This is a genomic window from Actinoplanes sp. NPDC051388, assembly GCF_055586225.1.
This window is the reverse complement of record NZ_JBVJIP010000010.1, coordinates 82,977-106,730: the sequence shown is the minus strand read 5'-3', so window position 1 is coordinate 106,730 and position 23,754 is coordinate 82,977. Positions and strand designations below refer to the sequence as shown.

At 70.2% G+C, this 23,754-nt stretch carries 22 protein-coding genes and 1 tRNA gene; 6 read left to right on the top strand and 17 right to left on the bottom strand.

Going from position 1 to position 23,754, the window contains the following annotated elements:
- Positions 1-3 precede the first annotated feature (3 nt).
- From ACZ6TI_RS25040 to ACZ6TI_RS25025, 4 genes are all read right to left on the bottom strand, one after another.
- A complete protein-coding gene (locus tag ACZ6TI_RS25040; protein ID WP_465347556.1) occupies positions 4-927 on the bottom strand; it encodes a carbohydrate ABC transporter permease in 924 nt (307 codons plus the stop codon).
- Positions 928-929: 2 nt separating this feature from the next.
- Complete coding sequence (locus ACZ6TI_RS25035) at positions 930-2,264, bottom strand: ABC transporter substrate-binding protein (RefSeq protein WP_465347555.1); 1,335 nt, start codon at positions 2,262-2,264, stop codon at positions 930-932.
- On the bottom strand, positions 2,261-3,706 hold the full coding sequence (arfA, locus tag ACZ6TI_RS25030) for an arabinosylfuranosidase ArfA (protein ID WP_465347554.1): 1,446 nt from the start codon (positions 3,704-3,706) through the stop codon (positions 2,261-2,263). The genes ACZ6TI_RS25035 and arfA overlap by 4 nt, the downstream gene beginning before the upstream one ends.
- Positions 3,707-3,775: 69 nt before the next feature.
- Positions 3,776-4,777 (bottom strand): LacI family DNA-binding transcriptional regulator, encoded by a 1,002-nt coding sequence (locus ACZ6TI_RS25025; protein WP_465347553.1) that lies wholly within the window; start codon positions 4,775-4,777, stop codon positions 3,776-3,778.
- Positions 4,778-4,861: 84 nt separating this feature from the next.
- Here ACZ6TI_RS25025 and ACZ6TI_RS25020 point away from each other — a divergent pair, with 84 nt between their 5' ends.
- Both ACZ6TI_RS25020 and ACZ6TI_RS25015 read left to right on the top strand, forming a co-directional pair.
- Entirely contained in the window at positions 4,862-5,383 is a 522-nt protein-coding gene (locus ACZ6TI_RS25020; RefSeq protein ID WP_465347552.1) for a SigE family RNA polymerase sigma factor, read from the top strand.
- A complete protein-coding gene (locus ACZ6TI_RS25015; protein ID WP_465347551.1) occupies positions 5,380-6,117 on the top strand; it encodes a hypothetical protein in 738 nt (245 codons plus the stop codon). The genes ACZ6TI_RS25020 and ACZ6TI_RS25015 overlap by 4 nt, the downstream gene beginning before the upstream one ends.
- A 50-nt stretch (positions 6,118-6,167) precedes the next feature.
- Here the strand turns inward: ACZ6TI_RS25015 and cysN are convergent, their stop codons facing one another.
- The 4 genes from cysN to ACZ6TI_RS24995 are packed head-to-tail and all read right to left on the bottom strand — an operon-like array spanning position 6,168 to position 10,714.
- The gene (gene cysN / locus ACZ6TI_RS25010) at positions 6,168-7,466 is read right to left on the bottom strand and encodes a sulfate adenylyltransferase subunit CysN (RefSeq protein WP_465347550.1); all 1,299 of its coding nucleotides are present in this window, start codon (positions 7,464-7,466) and stop codon (positions 6,168-6,170) included.
- Entirely contained in the window at positions 7,466-8,377 is a 912-nt protein-coding gene (gene cysD / locus ACZ6TI_RS25005) for a sulfate adenylyltransferase subunit CysD (RefSeq protein ID WP_465347549.1), read from the bottom strand. Before cysD ends, cysN begins: the two co-directional genes overlap by 1 nt.
- 31 nt (positions 8,378-8,408) lie before the next feature.
- Positions 8,409-9,296 (bottom strand): 3'(2'),5'-bisphosphate nucleotidase CysQ, encoded by an 888-nt coding sequence (locus ACZ6TI_RS25000; protein ID WP_465347548.1) that lies wholly within the window; start codon positions 9,294-9,296, stop codon positions 8,409-8,411.
- Between the two features lie 17 nt (positions 9,297-9,313).
- Positions 9,314-10,714, bottom strand: coding sequence for a sugar transferase (locus ACZ6TI_RS24995; protein ID WP_465347790.1), 1,401 nt, complete (start codon positions 10,712-10,714; stop codon positions 9,314-9,316).
- Between the two features lie 303 nt (positions 10,715-11,017).
- Between ACZ6TI_RS24995 and ACZ6TI_RS24990 the strand changes: the two genes are divergently transcribed.
- Positions 11,018-11,386, top strand: coding sequence for a hypothetical protein (locus ACZ6TI_RS24990; RefSeq protein WP_465347547.1), 369 nt, complete (start codon positions 11,018-11,020; stop codon positions 11,384-11,386).
- A 300-nt stretch (positions 11,387-11,686) separates the two neighbouring features.
- Positions 11,687-12,595: a hypothetical protein gene (locus ACZ6TI_RS24985; RefSeq protein WP_465347546.1), complete on the top strand. Its 909-nt coding sequence runs from the start codon at positions 11,687-11,689 to the stop codon at positions 12,593-12,595.
- 122 nt (positions 12,596-12,717) lie between these two features.
- On the opposite strand, the gene pth is transcribed toward ACZ6TI_RS24985, so the two are convergent.
- The 5 genes from pth to ACZ6TI_RS24960 all read right to left on the bottom strand — a co-directional run bounded on the left by pth (position 12,718) and on the right by ACZ6TI_RS24960 (position 18,071).
- Positions 12,718-13,299, bottom strand: a complete 582-nt coding sequence (pth, locus tag ACZ6TI_RS24980; RefSeq protein WP_465347545.1) for an aminoacyl-tRNA hydrolase — start codon at positions 13,297-13,299, stop codon at positions 12,718-12,720.
- Positions 13,300-13,377: 78 nt separating this feature from the next.
- A complete protein-coding gene (locus tag ACZ6TI_RS24975; protein WP_465347544.1) occupies positions 13,378-14,022 on the bottom strand; it encodes a 50S ribosomal protein L25/general stress protein Ctc in 645 nt (214 codons plus the stop codon).
- Positions 14,023-15,377: 1,355 nt separating this feature from the next.
- The gene (locus ACZ6TI_RS24970; protein WP_465347543.1) at positions 15,378-16,358 is read right to left on the bottom strand and encodes a ribose-phosphate diphosphokinase; all 981 of its coding nucleotides are present in this window, start codon (positions 16,356-16,358) and stop codon (positions 15,378-15,380) included.
- 98 nt (positions 16,359-16,456) lie between these two features.
- On the bottom strand, positions 16,457-17,911 hold the full coding sequence (glmU, locus tag ACZ6TI_RS24965; RefSeq protein WP_465347542.1) for a bifunctional UDP-N-acetylglucosamine diphosphorylase/glucosamine-1-phosphate N-acetyltransferase GlmU: 1,455 nt from the start codon (positions 17,909-17,911) through the stop codon (positions 16,457-16,459).
- A gap of 89 nt (positions 17,912-18,000) precedes the next feature.
- Positions 18,001-18,071 (bottom strand) — tRNA-Gln (locus ACZ6TI_RS24960).
- A gap of 299 nt (positions 18,072-18,370) precedes the next feature.
- On the opposite strand from ACZ6TI_RS24960, the gene ACZ6TI_RS24955 reads away from it, so the two are divergent.
- Both ACZ6TI_RS24955 and ACZ6TI_RS24950 read left to right on the top strand, forming a co-directional pair.
- Complete coding sequence (locus ACZ6TI_RS24955; protein ID WP_465347541.1) at positions 18,371-19,327, top strand: acyl-CoA desaturase; 957 nt, start codon at positions 18,371-18,373, stop codon at positions 19,325-19,327.
- A gap of 89 nt (positions 19,328-19,416) precedes the next feature.
- Positions 19,417-20,019: a TetR/AcrR family transcriptional regulator gene (locus ACZ6TI_RS24950; protein ID WP_465347789.1), complete on the top strand. Its 603-nt coding sequence runs from the start codon at positions 19,417-19,419 to the stop codon at positions 20,017-20,019.
- Here the strand turns inward: ACZ6TI_RS24950 and ACZ6TI_RS24945 are convergent, their stop codons facing one another.
- The 4 genes from ACZ6TI_RS24945 to ACZ6TI_RS24930 form a co-directional block, all read right to left on the bottom strand.
- Entirely contained in the window at positions 20,020-20,433 is a 414-nt protein-coding gene (locus ACZ6TI_RS24945; RefSeq protein WP_465347540.1) for a DUF4383 domain-containing protein, read from the bottom strand.
- A complete protein-coding gene (locus ACZ6TI_RS24940; protein ID WP_465347539.1) occupies positions 20,433-20,909 on the bottom strand; it encodes a DUF4383 domain-containing protein in 477 nt (158 codons plus the stop codon). The genes ACZ6TI_RS24945 and ACZ6TI_RS24940 overlap by 1 nt, the downstream gene beginning before the upstream one ends.
- Positions 20,910-20,977: 68 nt before the next feature.
- Positions 20,978-22,759, bottom strand: a complete 1,782-nt coding sequence (locus tag ACZ6TI_RS24935) for an ABC-F family ATP-binding cassette domain-containing protein (RefSeq protein WP_465347538.1) — start codon at positions 22,757-22,759, stop codon at positions 20,978-20,980.
- A gap of 24 nt (positions 22,760-22,783) precedes the next feature.
- Positions 22,784-23,728 (bottom strand): 4-(cytidine 5'-diphospho)-2-C-methyl-D-erythritol kinase, encoded by a 945-nt coding sequence (locus ACZ6TI_RS24930; protein WP_465347537.1) that lies wholly within the window; start codon positions 23,726-23,728, stop codon positions 22,784-22,786.
- Positions 23,729-23,754: the final 26 nt, after the last annotated feature.

Below are 23,754 nucleotides of genomic sequence, written 5' to 3'. Positions count from 1 at the left end.
TGGTTAGTCCTTCTCCCGGAACAGCCGGAACACGATGACGCTGACCAGCAGCAGACCCAGCGTCAGGAAGTAGCTCATCGCGGCCGCGCTGCCCATCCGGTAGCTGCGCAGGCCCTCCTCGGCGATGTACATGATCGCCGTGCGGGTCTCCACGCCCGGCGCGCCCTGAGTGATCAGGTACGACTGCCCGAACATGTTCGCCGCGGCCAGGATCGTGTTGATCACCACGAAGGTGAGCACCGGCCGCAGCCCGGGGAGGGTCACGTTGCGGAACTCCGCCCAGCGCCCGGCGCCGTCCACCCGGGCGGCGTCGTAGAGCTCCTGCGGGATGTCCTGCAACCCGGCGAGATAGATCACCGCGTTGAAGCCCAGCGTCCACCAGACCGTGACACCGACCAGCGAGATCCAGGCCCAGGGCAGACCGGTGGTCCACGGCGTCTCGGTGCCGAGCACGGCGTTCACCATGCCCAGGTTCGGATCGAGGAGGAACCGCCAGAGCAGGCCGATGACCGCGACACCCAGCACATAGGGCGCGAAGTAGACCGCGCGGAAGAGCGTGCGGCCGGGGAAGGCCCGGTTGAGCATCAGCGCCACGCCCATCGGCACCACGATCAGCAGTGGCACGCTGAGCACCGTGAAGATCCCGGTGGCCTGCATGCTCTGCCAGAAGAAGTCGAACACCGGCGAGGCGCTGTCGAAGAGCGCCGCGTAGTTGGCCAGGCCGACGAACGGCTTCCCGGGCAGCAGATAGTCCCAGTCGTGCAGGCTGATCCAGATGCCGTAGACCGCCGGCAGCAGCGTGAACGTCGTGAAGATGACGACGTAGGGCAGCAGGAAGAGATAGGGCGTGAGGCCCCGATGACTCCGGGCCTTCCCGCCACCCTGCACCGCTGCCTGCGGCTGCCGGACTTCCTCCAGGACCGCCATGGTCAGCTGCCGTACTTCTTGCGGTTCTGCTCGAGGATCTGATCGGCTTTCTTCGCCGCGTCGGCCAGCGCCTTGGCCGGCTCCTTGCGCTGCAGGACAGCCTCGTTGACCGCGGTGTCGATGGTGGCCATGGCGTCCGCGATGCCCGGCACCGACGGCGGGAAGTGCAGGTTGTCGATCTGCGAGCCGATCGCCGACTGCTCCTTGAGCGCCGCGAACTCGGGGCTCTCCCGGACCTCCTTGCGGGCCGGCACCTGCCCGCCCTTGGCCCACTCGATGGACTGCTGGCTGATGAAGTTGATGAAGACCTTGCCGGCTTGCAACTTGTTGGGGTCGTTGGCCTTCTGCTTGAACTGCACGAAGTTGTGCGAGCCGGCCCAGGCGGCCTTCTGGGTGCCGATCTGCGGCAGCGCGGTGACGCCCCACTCCAGGCCTTTCACGCCGTTGAGCGTGTTGATGTTCCAGATGCCGTTCCAGTTGAACGCGGCCTTGCCGTTCTGCAGCGCGATCGCGTCCGCGTCCTGGGCCACGTTCTTCGGGCTGTAGCCCTTCTTGACCAGGTCGACCAGCCAGGTCAGCGCCTTGACGCCGGCGTCCTCGGCGAACATCGACTTGGTCGCCGCCTCGTCGAAGGTCTGGCCGCCGAACTGCCAGTTGAGCGCGTGGAACTGCAGCACCCCGGTGAACGGGAACGGGCTCGCCCAGTGCCCCTGCACGCCCTTGCCCTTGAGGGTCTCCAGGGCGGCCAGGTAGTCGTCGTTGGTGGTCGGCGGCTTCTCCGGGTCCAGGCCGGCCGCCTCGAACACCTTCTTGTTGTAGAACATGCCGAGCGGGTGCACGTCTAGCGGGATCGCGTACCGCTTGCTGTTGTAGACGCCGGCGCGCCACACCGGCGGCGAGAAGTCCGCCTCCTTGAGCTGCAGCGAGGCGGCCAGGTCGTCGAGCGGCAGCACCACGCCACGGGCCGCGTTGGTGGCGACCTGCTCGACGTGCATGATGCCCAGGTCCGGGCCGTTGCCGGTGGACACCGCGGCGGGCACCTTCTGGTAGTAGTCGGCCCACTCGTACACGTTCATCGTGACCTTGATGTTGGGGTTGGCCGCGTTGAACTTGTCCACCAGCGACTTCATCACCGGGCCGTCGCCGCCGGTGAAGCCGTTCCAGAAGGTCAGCGCGACGTTCGGGCCGGTGTAGTTGGTCGCGGCCGGCTCGGCGGCCGAGCCGCCGCCGTTGACCACCGGGTTGGGGCCGTCGTCGCCGCAGGCGCTGAGCAGGACGGCGCCGCCGGCGCCGACACCGAGGCCGAGCAGGCCACGGCGGGAAAGGGGGTGAGTCACGATCGCTCCTCGAAGGTCAGGGCGTGCCAGGAGGTGGGGGGAAGGGTGAGTGCGGCCGCGCCGGCTTTTCTCTCGGGTACGGCCGAAGCCAGCGCGATGTGTTCGCCGGCCCGATGGTTGGGAAACGCCCGCAGGTCCAGCTCGAGCCGGACCTCGTCGGTGCTCCGGTTGACCGCGAAGACGACGAGCGCGCCGGTCTCCGGGTCGTGGGTGGCGACCGCGTCCACCGCGGGCACGTCGCCGTAGCGCCCGGTGGCCATCAGCGGCGCGGTCAGGGCGGTGCGCAGGACCGTGCCCCGGGCCAGCCGGGCGGTGTGCGCGAACGGGTGGAACGTGGTCTGCCGCCAGGCCGGGCCGCCGGCCGTGGTGCGGATCGGGGCGATCACGTTGACCAGCTGCGCCTGGCAGCCGATGGTCAGCCGGTCGGCGTGCCGCAGCATGCTGATCAGCAGGTTGCCGACCACCATCGCGTCGGTGACGGTGTAGTCGTCCTCGATCAGCGCCGGCGTCTCCTCGATGCCGCGGTCCTCCGGCTCGGTGAAGCGCGACTGGTACCAGACGTTCCACTCGTCCAGCGAGAGGTTGATGCGCTTCTTCCGGCGCAGCTTCGCGCGCACGTGGTCGGCGGTCGCGATCACGTCGTCGATGAACGAGTCGAGGTCGACGGCGGCGGCCCGGAAACTCGGCTCGTCGTGCTTGTCCGGGTCGTAGTAGGTGTGCAGCGACACGTAGTCGACCTGGTCGTACGCCTCCTCCAGGACGGTCGCCTCCCAGGCCGCGAAGGTCGGCATGTCGGGGTTCGAGCTGCCGCAGGCGACCAGTTCGATGCCCGGGTCGACGCGCTTCATGGCCTGGCCGGCGCGGGCGGCGAGGCGGCCGTACTCGCGGGCGGTGAGCCGGCCGATCTGCCAGGGGCCGTCCATCTCGTTGCCCAGGCACCAGAGCCGGACGTCGTGCGGCTTGGCGACGCCGTGCGCCCGCCGCAGATCGCTGCTCGCGGTGCCCTCCGCGACGTTGCAGTACTCGACCAGCGCGGTGGCCGCCTCGATGCCACGGGTGCCGAGGTTGACCGCCATCATCGGCTCCACCCCGGCGGCCGCGGCCCAGCGCATGAACTCGTTCAGCCCGAACGCGTTGCTCTCGATCGACCGCCAGGCCAGATCGAGGCGCCGCGGGCGACCGGCGGCCGGGCCGACCCCGTCCTCCCAGCGGTAATTCGAGACGAAGTTCCCGCCGGGGTAGCGCACCGTCGTCACGCCCATCTCCCGGACCAGATCGAGCACGTCGGTGCGCAGACCGTCGGCGTCCGCCTCCGGGTGACCGGGCTCGAAGATGCCGGTGTAGACGCATCTGCCCATGTGTTCGACGAACGAGCCGAAGAGCCGGGGGTCAACCGGGGCGACGGTGTACGCCGGGTCGAGAGTGAGCTGCGCCACTGACATGAATCCTGTTTACAACGTTGGAATCAACGTTGTAAAGACGTCATGGTCAATTTGTTACGTGCAGATTTCTCAGGACGTCGTGGATTCGCGGACCACGAGACGGTGCGTCACGCGTACCTCACGGGGTGGTTCCGTGGTCTGTCCGATGCGCTCGGCGAGCAGGTCCACGGCGATCTGCGCGATGGCCGCCATGTCCGGCTTGACGGTGGTCAGGGTGGGCGTGCTGAACTGCCCGTCCTCGATGTCGTCGAAGCCCGCCACGGCGACGTCGGCCGGCACCCGGCAGCCACGTCGCAGCAGCGTGCGGATCGCGCCGAGGGCCAGCAGATCGTTGAAGCAGAACACCGCGTCCGGCGGCTCGGGCGCGTCCAGCAGCCGGGCCATCGCGGCCGCGCCGTCCGCCCGGTGGAAGCTCTCCACCTCGGCGACCAGGCCCGGATGCGCGGGCAGCCCGGCGTCGGCCAACGCCCGGCGGTAACCGGCCAGCCGCTGCTGCGCGGTCACCGCGGACGGGCTGTCCTGGGCGCCGATCGCCGCGATCCGGGTGCGGCCCAGCGAGGCCAGATGCCGGGTGGCGTCCGCCGCGGCCACCTCGTTGTCGATCACCACGTGGTCCGCCGGCCCGTGCGAGACCCGCTCGCCGAGCAGCACCATCGGGGTGCCGTCGCCGCGGGTGAGCTCCTCGCCGGCCAGTGCCAGCGGGCTGAAGATGAGCCCGTCGATGGCGTGCCGGCGCAACCCGGCCACCAGGTTGCGCTCCCGGTCCGCCTGGCCGTCGGTCTGGTCGATCAGCACCGTCCAGGACCGGCGCTCGGCGGCCTGCACGATCAGCCCGGCGATCTCCGCGAAATAGGGCGACTGCAGCTCGGGCAGTGCCAGCGCGATCACCCCGGACCGGCCGCTGCGCAGCTGGCGGGCGGCGACGTTCGGCTTGTAACCCAGCTCGTCGACCGCGGCCTGCACCCGGGCACGGGTGTCGGGCGCGACGTGCACATATCCGTTGACCACGTTTGACACGGTCTTGATGGACACGCCCGCCAGCGCCGCAACGTCTTTCAGGCCGGGCGGCATAACGCGGACTATAACAACGTGGCCCGATGCAACCTCGATCGAGCGCGAGCCGTCAGGGAGCTGTGAGACTTCAGGAGGCTCGTGATGAACGAGCGAGATGAGCAGTTCCACGACTTCGTGCTGGCCCGCAGGGCCGGTCTGGTGCGCACCGCGACGCTGTTGACCGCGGGCGACAAGCACCTCGCGGAGGACCTCGTCCAATCGACGCTCACCAAGCTCTACGTCGGCTGGCCATCCTTCCGCAAGGCGGACAACCCCGAGGGGTACGTGCGCCGGGCGCTGGTCAACGCACTGACAGACGAGCGCCGCCGGCTGTGGCGACGGCGCGAGCGACCGGTCGCCGACCTGCCCGACGTCCCGTTCCAGCCCGGCAGCGTGGAGGCCGAGGGCGCCGAACGGCTCCGCCAGGCGCTCCGCGAGTTGCCACCGAGAATGCGCGCCGCCGTGGTGTTCCGTTACTTCTACGACCTGGGTGTCGCAGAGACCGCGGACGCCCTCGGCTGTTCCGAGGGCACCGTCAAGAGCCAGACCGCCCGTGCCCTGGACCGGCTCCGTGCCGTCCTCGAACCCCACACCCCGTTTCTTCGGCAAGGAGTGAACTCGTGATGGACCTGCGTGACGAACTCGACCAGCTGGCCGGTCGCCCGGACGCGCCCAGCACGGCGCAGCTGGACGCCGACCTGGCCCGCGGCCGCAGCGCCCTGACCCGGCGCCGGGTTCTGCAGGCGGGTGGCGGCTCGGTCTTCGTGATCGCCGCCGCGGTGGCCGCGATCTCGCTGGCCTCGACCGGCACCGCGCCGGCCGACCGGGGCGTCACCGCGACCGGTGACCGCCCGTCGGCGACCGCACCCAGGGACGCCGCCATCAAGCTGGTCGCCTACAAGGGCGAGCAGCCCCAGGGCTTCACCATCGACACCGTGCCGGACGGCTGGTTCGTCCAGGACAGCGCGGAGTACGGCCTGGTGATCGCGCCGATCAGCGCGAAGAACCCCGGCCCGGACGTGGACCCGTCCAAGTCGCCGATCTACGACCCGCAGAACTACACCGGCAAGATCGCGATCTTCCTGCAGAGCAAGGACCAGACGGGTCCGGGCGACGGCGAGAAGGTCGACGTCGGCGGCAAGCAGGGCGTGCTGGTCAAGAGCCCGCCCGCGCAGATCCCGGGCGAGAAGCCGAGGGACCCGAGCGAGGACAACGGCTGGACGCTCTGGGTCGAGCAGCCCAACGGGGTCTCCGTGCTCGTGCAGTTCTGGGAGGACCTGGGCATGACCAAGGACCAGATGGTGGAGATCGGCAAGGGCGTGCACGTCCATAAGGACGCCAAGCAGGGCGTCGGCTGATCAGCTTCTGAATGAGAAGGGGGGCGGGCCATTCGGCCCGCCCCCCTTTGCTACTGGGCTTCGATGATCATCCCGGCGCCGACCGTACGGTTGGACGCCTCGTCGATCAGGATGAACCCGCCGGTCGTCCGGTTCCGCCGGTATTCGTCCGCGAGCAGCGGCACCGTGGTGCGCAGCTTGACCCGGCCGATCTCGTTGAGCCCCAGCCCGTCCGCGCTCTCGTCCCGGTGCAGCGTGTTCACGTCCAGCCGGTATTGCAGGCCGCGGACCACCGCGCGGGCGGTGCGGGTGGTGTGCTTGATCGCATATTTCGCGCCGACCCGCAGCGGAGCCGTCTCGTCCATCCAGCAGATCATCGCCTCGACGTCCTGGGCGACGGCCGGCTTGTTGTTCGGCCGGCAGATCATGTCGCCGCGGGAGATGTCGATCTCGTCGGCCAGCCGCACGGTCACCGACATCGGCGGGAACGCCTCGTCGACCGGGCCGTCGGCGGTGTCGATGCCGGCGATCGTGCTGGTCATGCCGGACGGCAGCACCATCACGTCGTCGCCCGGCTTGAGCACGCCGGAGGCCACCTGACCGGCGTAGCCGCGGTAGTCGGTCACCTTGGTGGACTGCGGGCGGATCACGTATTGCACCGGGAAACGTACGTCGACCAGGTTGCGGTCGGACGCGATGTGCACGTGCTCCAGGTGGTGGAGCAGCGACGGGCCCTCGTACCACGGGCTCTTGTCCGATCGCGAAGCGATGTTGTCGCCGTTGAGCGCGGAAATCGGGATGACCGTGAGATCCGGCGCGTCGAGCTTGGCCGCGAAGGACGTGAACTCGTCCGCGATCTTCTCGTAGACGTCCTTGTCCCAGTCGACCAGGTCCATCTTGTTGACGCAGAGCACCAGGTGCGGCACCCGCAGCAACGACGTCAGGAACGCGTGCCGGCGAGACTGCTCGACCAGGCCCTTGCGCGCGTCCACCAGGATCAGCGCCAGGTCGGCGGTGGACGCGCCGGTGACCATGTTCCGGGTGTACTGGATGTGCCCCGGGGTGTCGGCGATGATGAACTTCCGTCGCGGCGTCGCGAAGTAGCGGTAGGCCACGTCGATCGTGATGCCCTGCTCGCGCTCGGCGCGCAGGCCGTCGGTGAGCAGCGCCAGGTTGGTGTATTCGTCGCCGCGGGACGCGCTGGCCAGTTCGACCGACTCGAGCTGGTCCTCGAAGATCGTCTTGGTGTCGAAGAGCAGCCGGCCGATCAGCGTCGACTTGCCGTCGTCCACGCTGCCGGCGGTGGCGAACCGCAGCAGGTCCATGCCGCGCGAGGGGATCGCCTCGGGCTCGAGAACTGCCTGGGACATCAGAAGTAACCCTCTCGCTTGCGGTCTTCCATCGCGGCCTCGCTGACCTTGTCGTCGCCGCGGGTGGCGCCGCGCTCGGTGATCCGGGTCGCCGCGACCTCGTCGATCACCTTGTCCACGGTGTCCGCCTCGGAGGCCACCGCGGCGGTCTGGGAGGCGTCACCGACCGTGCGGTAGCGCACCCGGCGCACCGACGCGGTCTCGCCGTCCTTGAGCTTGATGAACTCGTTCACCGCATAGAGCATCCCGGCGCGCTCGACGACCTCGCGGTCGTGCGCGTAGTAGATGCCCGGCAGCGGGATCTTCTCCTTGGCGATGTAGTGCCAGACGTCCAGCTCGGTCCAGTTCGACAGCGGGAAGACCCGGATCGACTCGCCCGGGTGGTGCTTGCCGTTGTAGAGCGACCACAGCTCGGGGCGCTGGTTCTTCGGGTCCCACTGGCCGAACTCGTCGCGGAAGCTGAACATCCGCTCCTTGGCCCGCGCCTTCTCCTCGTCGCGGCGAGCACCGCCGAAGAGGGCGTCGAAGCGGTATTTCTCCACCGCCGCGAGCAGCACCGGGGTCTGGATCCGATTGCGGGTGCCGTCCGGCAGCTCGCGAACCAGACCGGTGTCGATCGCCTCCTGCACGCTCGCCACCACCAGGTTGAGGCCGAGTGTGGCGACCCGGGTGTCGCGGTAGTCCAGCACCTCGGGGAAGTTGTGCCCGGTGTCGACGTGCATCACCGGGAACGGGATCTTGCCGGGGGCGAACGCCTTCTCCGCCAGGCGGAGCATCACGATCGAGTCCTTGCCGCCGGAGAACAACAGCACCGGGCGCTCGAACTCGGCCATCACCTCGCGCATCACGAAGATGCTCTCCGCCTCGAGGGCGTCGAGATGTGACACACGGTAGGGCTTCGTCTGACTCATCGGTTTCTTTCTGGCTCGCTCTGCTCGGGGGTCAGGTTACCGGGAGGTGCCGCTGCAACGCTGCGAGCAGGCGGGGCGCGAGATCCTTGCGGCAGACCACCAGATCGGGCAGCTTCGGGTCGGCCTCGTTGTATTTCAGCTCAGATCCGTCGATCCGGCTAGCGTGCAGGCCGGTGGCGGCGGCCACAGCGACGGGTGCGGCGCTGTCCCACTCGTACTGGCCGCCGGCGTGCACGTAGGCGTCCGCGTCACCGTTGATCACGGCGGCGATCTTCACCCCCGCGGATCCCATCGGCACCAGGTCGGCCCCGATGTCCGCGGCCAGGTCGGTGACGAAGGCGGGCGGGCGGGTGCGGCTCGCGGCGATCCGGATCGGGCCGCCGGTGGCGGCCGACAGAGGCAACGGGGGGTACGCGGGCGGGTGATCCGTCGCGATCGTCCGGTGCTGCGCCGGCATCGCCACCGCGCCGGCCGCCAGGCAGCTCGGGCTGGAACAGTCCGCCGTCCAGAGCGCCACGTGCACGGCCCAGTCGGTGCGGCCCTCCTCGGAGAACTCGCGGGTGCCGTCCAGCGGGTCGATGATCCAGACCCGCGAGGCGTCCAGCCGGTCCGGCCTCGAGGTGTTTTGCTCGCCGTCACTCCAAGCCAACCGAGAGTGATCGTCTTCCTCGGAGAGCACCGCGTCCGCGGGCCGCCACCGGGCGAGCTCGCCGCGCATCAGGTGGTGTGCGGCCTCGTCGCCGGCGGCCTTGAGCGCCTTGGCGTCCGCGTATCCCACATCCGCACGGACCTGCAGCAGGAGCTGACCGGCACGGTCCGCGAGCCAGCGGGCGAAAGCCGAGTCGATCACCGGTGGGGTGCCGCCCTCGGCGTGGTCACGCTGCCCCACGATGCGCGCCGAGGTTTCTGCCTCGCTCATCCGCTCGCTCCCTCTCATCAGTACGCTCCCGACGAGCGCACCACCGCGGTCATGGTCCGCAACAGGATCACCAGGTCCAAACTGAGTGACCAGTTCTCCACATAGCGCAGGTCGAGCCGGACCGTTTCCTCCCAGGACAGCTCCGATCGCCCGGAAACCTGCCAGAGGCCCGTCATGCCCGGCTTGACCGCCAGCCTGCGACGGACGTCGTCAGCGTAGGCGGCGACTTCCGTCGGCAACGGCGGGCGGGGCCCGACCAGCGACATCTGTCCCGTCACCACGTTGAGCAACTGCGGCAGCTCGTCCAGCGAGAACCGGCGCAGCCAGCGACCGATCGGGGTGACTCGCGGGTCGTCGCGCATTTTGAAGAGCACACCATCGTGCTCGTTGAGATGCCTCAGCTCGGCCAGCCGCGCTTCGGCGTCGACATACATGCTGCGGAACTTGAAGATGCGGAACTCGCCGCCGTCCCGGCCGACGCGAACCTGCCGAAAGAGTACCGGCCCGCGGCTGGTGATCCGGACGCACAGTGCGACCGCCAGCAGCACCGGCCCGAAGAGGGCCAGCAGGAACACCGCGCCCAGCCGGTCCACCAGTTCCTTGACCAGCCGGACGCCGCCGTGCAGGCGGGGATGCTCGACGTGCAGCATCGGCAGGCCGTCGAACGGGCGGATCGTGGTGCGGGCGCCGGCCACGTCGATCAGCGCGCTGGCCACCACCAGGTCGACCTCGTCGCGTTCCAGCCGCCAGGCCAGCCGGCGCAGCACGACGCCGTCGAGTTCGGGGCAGCTCAGCACCACCACGGTGTCCGCGTCGGCGGCGTCCACCGCGGTCGCCACGTCGTCGAAGGTCCCGTAGACCGGCAGGTCCACCACGCCGTCGTGCTGCGGCGGCAGGCAGCAGCCGACCACCTCGAGGCCGTGATAGCGCTCGCGGCGCAGCTGACGGGTGATGCCGATGACGCTCAGCTCGTGGCCGACCACGATCACCCGGCGCAGTCGCTCGCCCCGGCTCCGGGCCCGATGCAGCCGCTTGCGCAGCGCAAACCTGAGCACGCCGGCCGTGACGATCGCCAGCGGCAGTGCCACCAGGACATAGGACCGAGCAAGATCCAATTCCAGCGCGTACGAGAGTACGGCCGCCCCCGCGATCAGCCCGATCCCGCCGCGCATCACCCGCTGGTACTCGTCCGTCCCGACGAACAGGAAGCGCCGCTCGTAGGCCCGGCTCACCGCCAGGACCAGCAGCAGCACCATCGGCAACAGCGCGGAGAAGAGCAGATACCACCGGTTGTAGGCGGTGACCTCGTCCCCGAAGCGCAGCCCGAAGGTCGCGGCCCCGGCGGAGACACCGGCGAACAGATCGGACAGCACGAGCGCCCGCACATAGCTGCGTTCCCACCGCTGCCGCCGAGACATGGCGGCGTGCCGGCCCCGGACCCGCACGAAGGGCCGGGAGGCCGGCCGAACCGCGGCCGAACGGTTGGGCTCGGCGGTCCAGTGACGTTCGACCGCCCGGTTGCGGGCCCGGTCGGCGGGGATCCGGCCGACCAGGGGCGGCGCGTTGAGCTCGCCGGTGGCCGGTTCGCCCGCGCGGGGCGGCGCATTGAGGTCCGCGATGCCGGCGGGCGGCGGGCTGGTCGGCACGGCCGGCGACGGAATCTTGGCCCGAGCCTGCCGAGGTGACGGCCGGTTCGTGCGGGGCCCATGGTTGGCCGGCGGGTGGTTGGCCGCCGCCCTGGTCTCCGGATTCGCCTCCGGCTGGTCCGCCGAGCCGCCGCCGCGCTGTGGCCGAACGCCGGCCGGCGAAGACTGCACGTCTCGGCCGGTCAGGTCAACGCCGCGACCGGCATCGTCTGCCGCACCGTCGCCGCGGCGTTGCGGTCCTGGGCTACCGGGATGCGGCCGGCCGAGGACCGGCGCGATCCCGGCGACGCCGGGCTGCGCATCGCGACCGGTCCAACCGGACAGATCACGGCTGCGACCCGCATCGCCCGCCGGACCGTCGCCGCGCCGCTGCCAACCAGGACCGCCGGAGTGCGGCCGGACCACCGAAGACTCGCCGACGCCGGCCTGTGGATCCCGGCCTGACATGTCTCGGCGGCGGCCGGCGTCGTCCACCGAGGCGTCGCTGCGGCGGTGCGGCCCAGGAGCACCGGAATGCGGCCGGTCACCGACCTGCGTGGTCTCGCCGACGTGCGACTGCGCGTCCCGGCCGGACCAGCCGGACAGGTCACGGCTGCGGCCGGGGTCGGCCGAATTCCGGTGCGGCATCTTGAGATCGCCGGTCGGCGGGCCACCCTCGGACCACAACCTCGGGCCGGGGCGGCGATCGCCCGCACCGTTGTCCCGTCGCTGCGGACCGAGCGCGAGACCACCGTCGCCGTCTTCGTGCCCACGCACGCCGTCGCCCTGCCGCCCCGCGCCGCCCTTGCCGCTCTCGCCCTTCCGCGGGCCGCCGTCGCGGTTCTCGTCCTTCCGCGGGGCGCCGTCCCTGTTTCCATCGCGCCGCAGCCCGTCGCCGCTCCCATCACGGCGCAGCCCGTCGCCACCGCCATCGCGCCGCAGGTCGCCGCCACCGCCATCGCGCCGCAGCCCGTCGCCACCGCCATCGCGCCGCAGCCCGTCGCCACCGCCATCGCGCCGCAGGTCGCCGCCACCGCCATCGCGCCGCAGGTCGCCGCCATTCCCATCGGCCTGCCGCCTTGGGAAAACCTTGCCGTCTTGGTCCCGCCGCAGGCCGCCGGCGCCGTTGTCCTGCCGCCGCGGGCCGTTTTCAGGCCGGGCCGGGACGCCACTGCCGTTCTGCTGCCGCGGGCCGCGCTCGCCGTTTTGCTGAAGCCGCAGGCCATCGGCCCGCCGAGGGCCGACCTCGCCATTTTCGGGGTGCCACAGGCCATCGGGCTGACGCACCGGGCCGCCTTTGCCGTCATCGCGCCAACGCGAGCCGTCGGCCGGCCGCCCCGTGAGACCCTCGCCGTTGTCGAGCCGCGGCGGGCCATCAGCCCGCTGCTCACGACCACCCCTGCCGTTCTCGAGCCACCGCGGGCCGTCGGCCTGGCGCGGCGGACCGTCGGCCCGGTAGATGATCACGCCGGAGGGATCGGTGTCGTCGTTCGCGCGGTGGATCACTTCGCGCGGATCGGGCCGACCTGCTGCGGGGCCTCGTCGCAGGGCGGTCGGCAGCGCCGGGCGGTGGTCCGGACGCGGCGCGACGGTGGGGAGGGTGACCGTCGGTTCGGTGACCGCCCGGTCGCGTTCCTCGGAAAGGTCCCGTTGCACCCGAAACCTCCCCCGTGACGCCGACCAACTCCGCACCGTGCGATGCGTTCGAGTGACCAACGCGCGACGCCGGGGAGCGTCACGGCATGGATAGACGGACAAAAAGGTCTAAAGGATCTATCCAATCAGGTCATATCAGGCTAGGAGCCGTGGTATTTGTTCTGCGCCCACTCCACGCCCTCGAGCACGATCGCCTCCGCCACGTCGGCCGCCCGGTCGACCAGGAAGTCCAGCTCCTTGCGCTCCGCCGAGCCGAAGTCGGACAGCACGTAGTCGGCCGGATCCTGCCGACCCGGCGGCCGTCCGATGCCGAAGCGGACGCGGGCGTATTCCTTGGTGGACAACGACTTCGACATCGAACGCAGCCCGTTGTGACCGCCCTCACCGCCGCCGCGCTTGGCCCGCACATCGCCGAACGCCAGGTCGAGTTCGTCGTGCAGGGCCAGCACGTTCTCCACCGGCACCTTGAAGAACTGCGCGAGCTGGGCGACCGGGCCGCCGGACAGGTTCATGAAGGTCAGGGGCTTGGCGAGGATCAGCTTGGGCCCGTTGAAACCCAGCCGGCCCTCCGCGACCTCGGCCTGCGTGCGCTTGGACCGGCTCAGCTTCGCGCCGATCCGCGAGGCGAGGAGCTCCGCGATCAGGAAGCCCACGTTGTGCCGGTTGCCGGCGTACTGCTTGCCCGGGTTGCCCAGGCCGACCACCAGCCAGGGCTCGGTCATCGTCGCTCCTCATAGACGAGATCAGGGAAAGTGCCCAAGGCACTTTCCCTGATCTGTTTCAACGGTCTTGCGGGACGGTCAGGAAGCGGCTTCCTCGGAAGCCTCGCCCTCGCCGCCCTCGGTGGTCTCGGTCTCGCCCTCGCCACCCTCGGTGTCGCCCTCGAGCTGCTCGGCGGTCTGCGCCTGGCTGACCAGCGCGAGCACGAAGTCGGGCTCGACGGCCAGCTCGGAGCCCTGCGGCAGCTCCACGTCGGCGGCGGTGATCTGGGCGCCGGCCTCGAGGCCCTCGATGGACACCTCGAATCCGGACGGCAGGTGCATGGCCTCGGCGACCACGGCCAGCGTGGTCGACTCGGACACGACGAGCGTGTTACGAGCGGCCTCGCCGACCAGCGTCACCGGGACGTCGACCTGGACCTTCTCACCACGCTTCACGATGATCAGGTCCACGTGCTCATACGTGTCCTTGATCGGGTCACGCTGGATCGCCTTGGGCAGGGCGAGCGTGGTGCCCGAGCCACCGACGATGTCGATGGTGAACACCTGGTTGAGCCCGCCGTGGCGAATCGCGGCCGCGAACTCACGCGCCGGCAGGGCGATGTGCTGGGGCTTCTCGCCGTGGCCGTACAGCACGGCGGGCACCTTGCCGGCCCGGCGCGTGCGGCGGGCACCACCCTTGCCGAACTCGGTGCGGGGCTCGGCGCTGATCTTTACCTCGGACACGGGGAAACTCCTGAAACTCTTTTGATCGGCTGCGTCATAGTCGGCGGGCTGCGGGCGTCGGCGGTGCCGGGCGAGGGAGGGCGCGCTGGGCACAAGCCCGGAGCACCGCGTCGATAACGGCGCCTCCATGTGGACTGCGAAACTCAGCAACCCACGGGGCACCCTCGCCGTGGCAACCGCACCAGCTTACCTGCCACCGCGAACCGATCCCGACCCGGTCCCACCCAACGCCAAAAATCCACCCCCACGACGCAACTTGCACGCCCCCAAAGCACCGAGCCCCCACAAACCAGCCCAAACCCAAGCCAACGCTGTGCCCACACCCACTCAAGCCCCCAACGAAAGCCCACGCCGAGAACGCCCTGCCAATGCCCGGCCGCGCGACCGGGCGAGCGAACCTGGGAGAGGCAGGCGCGACCGGGCGGACAAACCGGCAGACCGCCGAGCGGACGAACCTGCGGACAGGCAAGCGCGCGACCGGGCCGGCAAACCGGCAGGCTGCCGGCCGGCCAACCGGCAGATGGGCACGCGGCCAGGCCGGCGCGCGACAGTGCGGGCAAACCTGCGGGACAGACAGGCACGCGACCGGGCAGGCGAACCGGCAGACCGCCGAACGGACGAACCTGCGCACAGACAGGCGCGCCCGGGCGGGCAAACCGGCAGGCTGCCGGGGCCGGCCAACCGGCAGACGGCCCGTCTGCCGGGCCGGCCAACCGGCAGACGGGCAGAGATCGGGGCGGCCTGCCAGGGATCGGGGCCGACACGTCGCTGCCAACGATTGGGAGCGGGCCGGAGCGCCAACGGCCGGGTAGGGAAAGGCTCTGCCGAATATCTGGCCAGCAGACTCCGCCAACCACCTGGGACGAGACGACCTCTGCCGACCATCAAGGCGACCCAGCCCCGGCCAACCATCCAGGGCAGACCAGCCACGCCGAAGGTCAGGGCCGAGACGGCGGCCTTCCGAACGTCGGATCTGCCCCGCCAACAACCGGCGGCCAAATACCCCTGCCAACAGGTAAGGGACGCTCTGCCAAAGGTCGGAGCCGAGACAGCCTTGCCCAGATCAACACCCTCGCGACAAACCGGCGAGATAGCCCTCAGGCAGGGCCGCCGAGCACTGATGACCCAACGCCTGCCCGTTCATCACCACGCCGCTAACGCGATCGCCGCCGGTGTGATGGCCCGTGGTTTTTCGACGCCCGCGGGGTTTGCGGGTGGCGGAAAACCGCGTGTCATCACACCGGTTACAAGGCGATCGCCGCGGAGCGAAGCGGAGCCGGTTGGCTCAGCTCGCCGCGGAGCGAAGCGGAGCCGGTTGGCTCAGCTCGCCGCGGAGCGAAGCGGAGCCAGCTAACTCAGCTCAGCCCGCCAAAGAGAGTGGTCACCGAGCCGTCGTCGAAGACCTCTCGGATCGCTCGCGCCAGCAGCGGCGCGATCGACAGCACGGTGATCTTGTCGAGGCTCTTCTCCGGGGTCAGCGGCAGCGTGTTCGTCACCACGAGCTCACTGATCCGGCTGTTCTTCAGCCGCTCGGTCGCCGGGTCGGACAGCAGCGCATGCGTCGCCGCCACCACCACGTCGGCCGCGCCCGAGTCGAAGAGGATGTCGGCCGCCTTGGCGATCGTGCCGCCGGTGTCGATCATGTCGTCGACGACCAGGCAGACCCGGCCCTCGACCTCGCCGACCACCCGGTTCGCCACGACCTGGTTGGGCTTCAGCGGGTCGCGGGTCTTGTGGATGAACGCCAGCGGGCAGCCGCCCAGCCGGTCCGTCCACCGCTCCGCGACGCGCACCCGCCCGGAGTCCGGCGCGACCACCGTCATCGGCCGGCCCTCGAACTTGCGCTGCACGTGCTGGGCCAGGATGTCCATCGCGAACAGGTGGTCGACCGGCCCGTCGAAGAAGCCCTGGATCTGGGCGGTGTGCAGGTCGACCGTGAGGATCCGGTTGGCGCCCGCGGTTTTCAGCAGATCGGCCACCAGGCGGGCGGAGATCGGCTCGCGGCCGCGGTGCTTCTTGTCCTGCCGCGAGTACGGATAGAACGGGATGACGACCGTGATCCGTTTCGCCGATCCGCGCTTCAACGCGTCGATCATGATGAGCGTCTCCATGACCCAGGTGTTGATGCCTGCCGTCATGGACTGGACCACGAACGCGTCGGAGCCCCGGACCGAGTCCTTGAATCGCACGAAGATCTCGCCGTTGGCGAACTCGTACGAATCCGAACGGGTCGGGGCCACCCCCAGCACCTGGCCGATCTCCTCGGCCAGCTCCGGGAAGCCGCGTCCGGAGAAAAGCATCAAACTTTTACGGTTCTCCGCGACGATGCTGCCCATCGGCTCGTCTGCTCCCGTGGGTCGAGGGGAATCTTCGCTTGAAGTATCACCCTAGGCCGGGCGAACGCCACCAGCCGATGGCTTTCGGGTGGGACGACTCACTCGGCTTCGGCGTCTTCCGCGGCGGCGGCGCGCTCCGCGGCCTCGGCCGCCGATGCCGAGACCGTGCCGGGACGCTTGCGGGCGGTCCAGCCCTCGACGTTGCGCTGCGGCGCCCGGGTCACCCCGAGGTTCCCGGCGGGCACGGCCTTCTGAATCGCGCTACCGGCCGCCACATAGGCCCCCGGGCCGATCTCCACCGGCGCGATCAGCACGGTGTCGCTGCCCACGAACGCGCCCTCACCGACGGTGGTGTGGTGCTTGTTCACCCCGTCGTAGTTGGCGAAGATCGTGCCCGCGCCGATGTTGGCCTTCGCCCCGATCGTCGCGTCTCCCACATATGTCAGATGCGGCACCTTGGCACCGTCGCCGAGCTCGGCGTTCTTGGCCTCGACGAACCCGCCGATCTTCGCCTTACGCCCCAGCCTGGTGCCCGGCCGCAGGAAGGAGAACGGCCCGACGGTCGCGGCCGGGCCGATGTGGGCGCCGATCGAGTGCGTGCGCAGCACCACCGCGCCCTCCTCGACGATGGTGTCGATCAGCGTGGTGTCCGGCCCGACGATCGCGCCGCCGGCCACGCTGGTGGCGCCGATGAGCTGCGAGTTCTGGTCGATCTCGGCGTCCGGCGACAGCTCGACGGTCACGTCGATCCAGGTGGTGGCCGGGTCGAGGATCGTGACGCCGGCGCGCATCCAGGCCGAGTTCACCCGGTCGCGCAGCCGGGCCCGCAGCCCGGCCAGCTCGGCCCGGTCGTTGCAGCCCAGCGTCTCCGCCGCGTCCGCGGCCACGTGCACGCCGACCGGGTGCCCGGCCTCGGCGAGCAGCCCGAAGACGTCGGTCAGGTATTCCTCACCCTGGTCGTTGTCGGCGGACAGCCGGCTCAGAGCGTCGCGCAGCAGCGCCGCGTCGAACGCGTAGATCCCGGCGTTGATCTCGCGGATCGCGCGCACCTCGGGCGCCGCGTCGCGCTCCTCGACGATCCGCTCCAGCCGCCCGCTGGCGTGCCGCACGATGCGGCCGAGGCCGGTCGGGTCGTCCACCTCGGCGGCCAGCACGGTCGCGCCGGCCTTGCCCTCCTCGTGCGCGGCGAGCAGCGCGTCGACCGTCTCGGGCCGGAGCAGCGGGACGTCGCCGTTCAACACCACGACGGTGCCGGCCGCGTCGGGCGCGGCCTGCAAGGCGATGCGTACGGCGTGCCCGGTGCCGTTCTGCTCGGCCTGCAGCACCGGGGCGGCGCCCGGCGAGATCTCCCCCAGATGCGCCTCGACCAGCTCGGCCTTGTGCCCCACCACCACGATCGTGTGATCCGCCCGCGCCGCCGCCGCCGCGCTCAGCACGTGCCCGAGCAGCGTGCGGCCGAGCAGGGGGTGCAGCACCTTGGGCGTGGCGGACTTCATCCGCTTGCCCTCACCGGCGGCAAGAACGACGACGGTACGACGAGGGGTCTGGCTCACGCGTGACTCCAGTGCTCGCAGGTGTGAACTCTTGAGAGTGGAAGCGGCGCCAACTCAGCCACTGAACAAGCAAGGCCATCGATAGCCAGCTCCCGGAAGAGGATTCGAACCCCTATAAACGGCACCAAAAGCCGCGGTCCTACCATTAGACGATCCGGGACCACCTTTGCGCCCAACATCTTAACGGCAGCCTGGTAGCCGTTTTGGTCCTGGTGTGCCGGCGCTCATCGCGCGCGTGAACCTGCCGATGGGTAACCCGGGTCCGCAACCGCGCGGCAACCATCCCACCAGCACCGATACGCCTCGTTTCGGCCCCGTGCGGAGGACCGGCGAATGTTCGGCAGAGGTCAGAAGCGTTCTCGTGGTGGGCAACTTACGGAAGCGTAGGTTACGGTGACGTAGGCGTAAGTTTGATTGTCCCCCTCCCCGAAGACCCTCCCCGAACACCTGTGAGGTGCCATGACATCCGTGCTCACCGAGTCCACCGCGTCCACCGGTCCCAAGCCACTCACCGAGGGCCCGCAGTCCCGCTCGATCCTGGTCGCGCTCTACCTGTTCGTGGTGGTGCCCTTCCTGGCGGTGCTGGCCGCGGTCCCGGTCGCCTGGGGCGGCTGGCTGTCCTGGACCGACATCGGGATCGGCGCGGTTTTCTACCTGATCTCCGGTCTCGGCATCACGGTCGGTTTCCACCGCTACTTCACGCACGGCTCGTTCAAGGCGAAGCGGTGGCTGCGGGTGACGCTGGCGCTGGCCGGCTCGCTGGCCATCGAGGGCAACATCATCCAGTGGGTGGCCGACCACCGGCGCCACCACGCGTTCAGCGACCAGGAGGGTGACCCGCACTCGCCGTGGCGCTTCGGCACCGGCTTCTGGGCGCTCACCAAGGGCCTGTTCCACGCGCACATGGGCTGGATGTTCAGCCGTGAGCTGTCCAACCGCGCCCGGTTCGCCCCCGACCTGCTGGCCGACAAGGACATCCGCCGGGTCGACAACTTCTTCCCGCTGATCGTGATCGTCTCGACGCTGGGCCCGGCGCTGGCCGGCGGCCTGATCACCATGTCGTGGCAGGGCGCGCTGACCGCCTTCTTCTGGGCCGGCATCGTGCGCATCGGCCTGCTGCACCACATCACCTGGTCGATCAACTCGGTGTGCCATGTCTACGGCGAGCGCCCGTTCGAGGTGCGCAACGGCGACAAGGCCTCCAACTTCTGGCCGCTGGCGATCGTGTCCATGGGCGAAAGCTGGCACAACCTGCACCACGCCGACCCGACCTGTGCCCGGCACGGTGTCCTGCGTGGTCAGATCGACATCTCCGCCCGGGTGATCTGGCTGCTGGAGAAGGCCGGCGCGGCATACGAGGTGAAGTGGCCCAAGCCCGAGCGGCTGGCCTCGAAGATGGCAAAGGCGACGAACTGAGCACCACCGCCGCGCGTCCGTCCTGGCAGGATGGCCGGGTGACAGAGCTGAACGACACTCCGGCCCGGCCCAAGAGCGCGAGGGTCCGGATGTCCGCGGCCCAGCGACGCGAGCAGCTGATCGCCATCGGGCGTCAGCTGTTCGCCGAGCGTGGCCTGGACGGCACGAGTGTCGAAGAGGTGGCCGCGCGGGCCAAGGTCTCCAAGCCGGTGGTCTATGAGCACTTCGGCGGCAAGGAGGGCCTCTACGCGGTCGTGGTGGACCGTGAGGTGCGCTCGCTGCTCGACCGGATCGCCGCCGCGCTCACCGCCGGCCACCCCCGCGAGCTGCTCGAGCAGGCCGCGCTGGCGCTGCTGGACTACATCGAGGACGAGCCGCACGGCTTCGGCGTGCTGGTCCGCGAGTCGCCCGCGCTCTCCCCGACCGGCAACTTCTCCAGCGTGATGAACGACGTGGCACACCAGGTCGAGCACATCCTGGGCGACGAGTTCAAGCAGCGCGGGCTGGACCCGAAGTTCGCCGAGCTCTATTCCCAGGCGCTGGTCGGCATGGTCGCGCTGGTCGGTCAGTGGTGGCGGGAGGCGCGGAAGCCGAAGAAGGAGATGGTCGCCGCGCACCTGGTCAACCTGGCCTGGAACGGCCTCTCGCACCTCGAGGTCAAGCCCACCCTGATCACCCGCAAGGTGCGCTAGTCAGCGGCCGACCTTGCCGTAGAGCCCCGCGGTCAGCACGATCAGCCCGAGCGCGCTGACCACGACCACGTTGACCATCGAGACGTTCAGCACGTTGGCGTCGGTCTGCAGCATGGTCATCACGATCATCGCGAAGACCATCAGGCCCCAGCCGAGCACCAGGTTGACGCGATGGTGCACGTTGCCGCCGGCGAGCGCGGCCAGCGTCACGACGGCGCCGAGGAGCAGCAGCAGCCAGGACGCGGCCTGGTTGACCCGCAGGCCGAGCGCCCAGTCGGCGCCTCGGTGCAGGAACGGGTCGCCCCAGGTGGAGATCAGGCCGATCACGCCGACCAGGACGAGGTAGGTCCCGGCGGCGGCGGCGAGGAGCCGGTATGTCTGACGCAGGTGATGGTTCAGGGGGTAGTGCGCCATCAGGCCGTGCGACCCTCCCTCACCTGTCGCGGCACGCCGGCCTCGGCCGACGAGCCCACCTTCGTGTAGAGCCCGGAGGTGACCAGGATCAGGCCGACCAGATAGACCACCACGACGGTGGCGATCGTGAACTTCAGGAAGTTCGCGTCGGTGCGGCTGACCGCCAGCTCATAGGAGCCGATCACCAGCAGCGCCCAGCCGAGCAGCCACTGCGCCTGGTTGGCGATGTTGCGCCCGGCCAGAGTGGCGAGCACCACCACGGCGCCGATCGCCAGCGAGATGATCGACCAGAGCAGGTTGCCGCCCTGGCCGAGGATCCGGTCGTCGGGACGGTCGAGCAGGCCACTGCCGCTGGACACGATCAGGCCGACGATGCCGAACAGGATCAGATAGGCCCCGGCGGCCAGGGACAGCAAGTTGTAGATCGGCCGCAACGGGTGGTTGACCGGGTTGTGCGCCATCGTGTCCGTCTCCAACGTCTCGCCGGTGGTCTCGTGCTCGATTCTGGCTTATCCGCCCGGACGGCGCTGGACCACCCCCGAGATCAATCCTCGGGTACGCGCTCGGCAAGCTCCAGCCAGGCCTCTTCGGTCTGCGCCCGCTCCGCCTGCACCACCTTGAGCTGCGCATCCAATTCGACGATCTTGTCGTAGTCGCTGCCGTGCTGCGCCAGGCTCTCGTTGATCTTGACGATCCGGTCCTCGTGCTTGGCCAGCTGCCGCTCGAGCCGGGCCAGCTCCTTCTTGGCGGTGCGCAGCTCAGCGGCCGACACCCCGGTCCGGACGATCTTGCCGGGAACGAACGGCGCGGCCGGCTCCGGCGCGCGGGCTAGGTATTCCTCCACCCCGCCCGGCAGATGCACCAGCCGCCCGTCGCCGAACATCCCATATGCCGTGTCGGTCACCCGCTCGACCAGGTAGCGGTCGTGCGACGCCACGATCATCGTGCCCGGCCAGGAGTCGAGCAGATCCTCGAGCGCGGCCAGGGTGTCGGTGTCCAGGTCGTTGGTCGGCTCGTCGAGCAGCAGCACGTTCGGCTCGGCGGCCAGCAGCCGCAGCATCTGCAACCGCCGCCGCTCGCCACCGGACAGGTCGCCGACCGGCGTCCACAGCCGCTTGTCGGTGAACCCGAACACCTCGGCCAGCTGCGTCGCGGCCAGCTCGCGGTCGCCGAGCCGGACCCGCTTGGCGACCTCCTCGACCGCCTCCAGCAGCCGCAACTGGCCGGGCAGTTCCTTCAGCTCCTGAGACAGGAACGCCGGCTTGACCGTCGAGCCACGCACGATCGAGCCGCCGTCCGGCTGGCTGAGCCCGGCCAGCAGGCGCAGCAGCGTGGTCTTGCCGGCTCCGTTCGCGCCCAGGATGGCCAGCCGGTCGCCCGGCCCGACGTGCCACGTCAGGTCGTCCAGGATGGTCTTCGGCCCGGCCTTGAGCGTGACGTGCTCCAGGTCGTAGACCTGCTTGCCGAGCCGCGAGGTGGCCAGTTTCTGCAGCGTGACCGTGTCGCGCACCGGCGGCACGTCGGCGATCAGCGCGTTCGCCGCGTCGATCCGGAACTGCGGCTTGGAGGTGCGAGCCGGCGGTCCCCGGCGCAACCAGGCGATCTCCTTGCGCAGCAGGTTCTGCCGGCGGGCCTCGACCTGCTGGGCCACGCGTTGCCGCTCGGCCCGGGCGAGGGTCCAGGCCGCATAACCACCCACGTACGTCTGCACCGACTCGTCCACGACCTCCCAGGTGGCGGTGCAGACCGCGTCGAGGAACCAGCGGTCGTGGGTGACCACGACCAGCGCGCCACGCCGGGTCAGCAGGTGCCGGGCCAGCCAGTCGACGCCGGCCACGTCCAGGTGGTTGGTGGGCTCGTCCAGGATCAGCAGCTCGGCGTCGCGCACCAGCAGCGCGGCCAGCGCGACCCGGCGGCGCTCGCCACCGGACATCGGACCGACCGGGCTGTCCAGCCCCAGATAGGACATGCCGAGGCCGTCCAGGATCGTGCGCACCCCCGCGTCGCCGGCCCACTCGTGCTCGGCGCCCATCCCCTCGCCCAGCCAGGCGTCGCCGAGCACCACGTCGCGCACGGTGAACCCGGGGTCGAGGTCGAGCGTCTGCGGCAGGGCGGCGACCGGCAGGTCACGTCGATGGGTGACCCGGCCGGAGTCGGGCTCCTCGGTCTTGGCGAGCATCCGCAGGAGGGTGGACTTGCCGGCGCCGTTCAGACCGACGATGCCGACCCGGGCGTCGTCGTCGAGCCCCAGGGAGACGTCGGTGAGCAGGCGCCCGGCAGCGCCATAGCCCTTGCTGACCCGGTCGAGATTGACGATGTTAGCCACGATGCCTCAACGGTAGCCGGAAGCTCAGGGGATGCGGGCTCCGGGCATCGGACCGCGCGCGGTGCGGGCCTCGCGGCACACCCCGGCGCTGGTCAGATCGGCCGCGACCCGCTCGGCGTGTGCCGCGTCGGTGGTCAGGAAGACGCAGCTCGGCCCCGAGCCGGAGACCAGGCCGGTGACCGCGCCCGCCTCCTCGCCGGCCTTGAGCACGTCGGCCAGCTCGGGCCGCAGCGACAGCGCCGCCGCCTGCAGGTCGTTGCCGAGCGCGTCGCCGAGCACCTCGGGCTTGCGCTGGCGCAGCGCCGACATCAGGCCGTCGGCGGTGTCCAGGGCGGGCGGCGCCGCATCGGCGTCTCGCAACCGGTCGAGCTCGCGATAGACGTCCGGCGTCGCCAGCCCGCCGTGCGCGATCGCGACCACCCAGTGCCAGGTGGTCGGCCGGGCCAGGATCGGGCTGATCGCCTCGCCCCGCCCGGTGCCCAGCGCGGTGCCGCCGTGCAGCAGGAACGGGATGTCCGAGCCCAGCGTGGCGCCGATCTCGGCGAGCTCCTCGCGCGGCACTCCGGTGCCCCACAGCGCGTCGCAGGCGAGCAGCGCGGCGGCCGCGTCCGCGCTGCCCCCGGCCAGGCCGCCGGCCAGCGGGATGGACTTGCGCAGGTGCAGGCGCGCATAGGCCGGCACCCGGGAGTGCGCGGCCAGCGCGCGGGCGGCCCGCAGCACCAGGTTGGTCTCGTCGAGGGCCAGCTCGCCGGTCCCCTCGCCCTCCATGGTCAGCGTGAGCGTGTCGCCGGGGCTGGCCCGCAGCTCGTCGAAGAGGCTGATCGCGTGATAGACGGTGGTCAGCTCGTGGAAGCCGTCGGGGCGCAGCGGCCCGACGCCGAGATGCAGATTGATCTTGGCGGGCACGCGCACCCGGACCGGCCCGGTCGGTCGTCGCGCGCCGTCGTCCGGACCCCACGCCTCCGTCACGCGGCGGCGCTTCTGCGCAGGGAGGT

Coding starts and splice junctions, on each gene's coding strand:
- cysD (WP_465347549.1), bottom strand. CDS start 8,377: ATGAGTCAGACGAAGCCCTACCGTGTGTCACATCTCGACGCCCTCGAG.
- ACZ6TI_RS25000 (WP_465347548.1), bottom strand. CDS start 9,296: ATGAGCGAGGCAGAAACCTCGGCGCGCATCGTGGGGCAGCGTGACCAC.
- ACZ6TI_RS25040 (WP_465347556.1), bottom strand. CDS start 927: ATGGCGGTCCTGGAGGAAGTCCGGCAGCCGCAGGCAGCGGTGCAGGGT.
- ACZ6TI_RS25020 (WP_465347552.1), top strand. CDS start 4,862: ATGAACGAGCGAGATGAGCAGTTCCACGACTTCGTGCTGGCCCGCAGG.
- arfA (WP_465347554.1), bottom strand. CDS start 3,706: ATGTCAGTGGCGCAGCTCACTCTCGACCCGGCGTACACCGTCGCCCCG.
- ACZ6TI_RS25025 (WP_465347553.1), bottom strand. CDS start 4,777: ATGCCGCCCGGCCTGAAAGACGTTGCGGCGCTGGCGGGCGTGTCCATC.
- ACZ6TI_RS24970 (WP_465347543.1), bottom strand. CDS start 16,358: ATGGGCAGCATCGTCGCGGAGAACCGTAAAAGTTTGATGCTTTTCTCC.
- ACZ6TI_RS24955 (WP_465347541.1), top strand. CDS start 18,371: ATGACATCCGTGCTCACCGAGTCCACCGCGTCCACCGGTCCCAAGCCA.
- ACZ6TI_RS24995 (WP_465347790.1), bottom strand. CDS start 10,714: ATGTCTCGGCGGCAGCGGTGGGAACGCAGCTATGTGCGGGCGCTCGTG.
- ACZ6TI_RS24945 (WP_465347540.1), bottom strand. CDS start 20,433: ATGGCGCACTACCCCCTGAACCATCACCTGCGTCAGACATACCGGCTC.
- cysN (WP_465347550.1), bottom strand. CDS start 7,466: ATGTCCCAGGCAGTTCTCGAGCCCGAGGCGATCCCCTCGCGCGGCATG.
- pth (WP_465347545.1), bottom strand. CDS start 13,299: ATGACCGAGCCCTGGCTGGTGGTCGGCCTGGGCAACCCGGGCAAGCAG.
- ACZ6TI_RS24950 (WP_465347789.1), top strand. CDS start 19,417: ATGTCCGCGGCCCAGCGACGCGAGCAGCTGATCGCCATCGGGCGTCAG.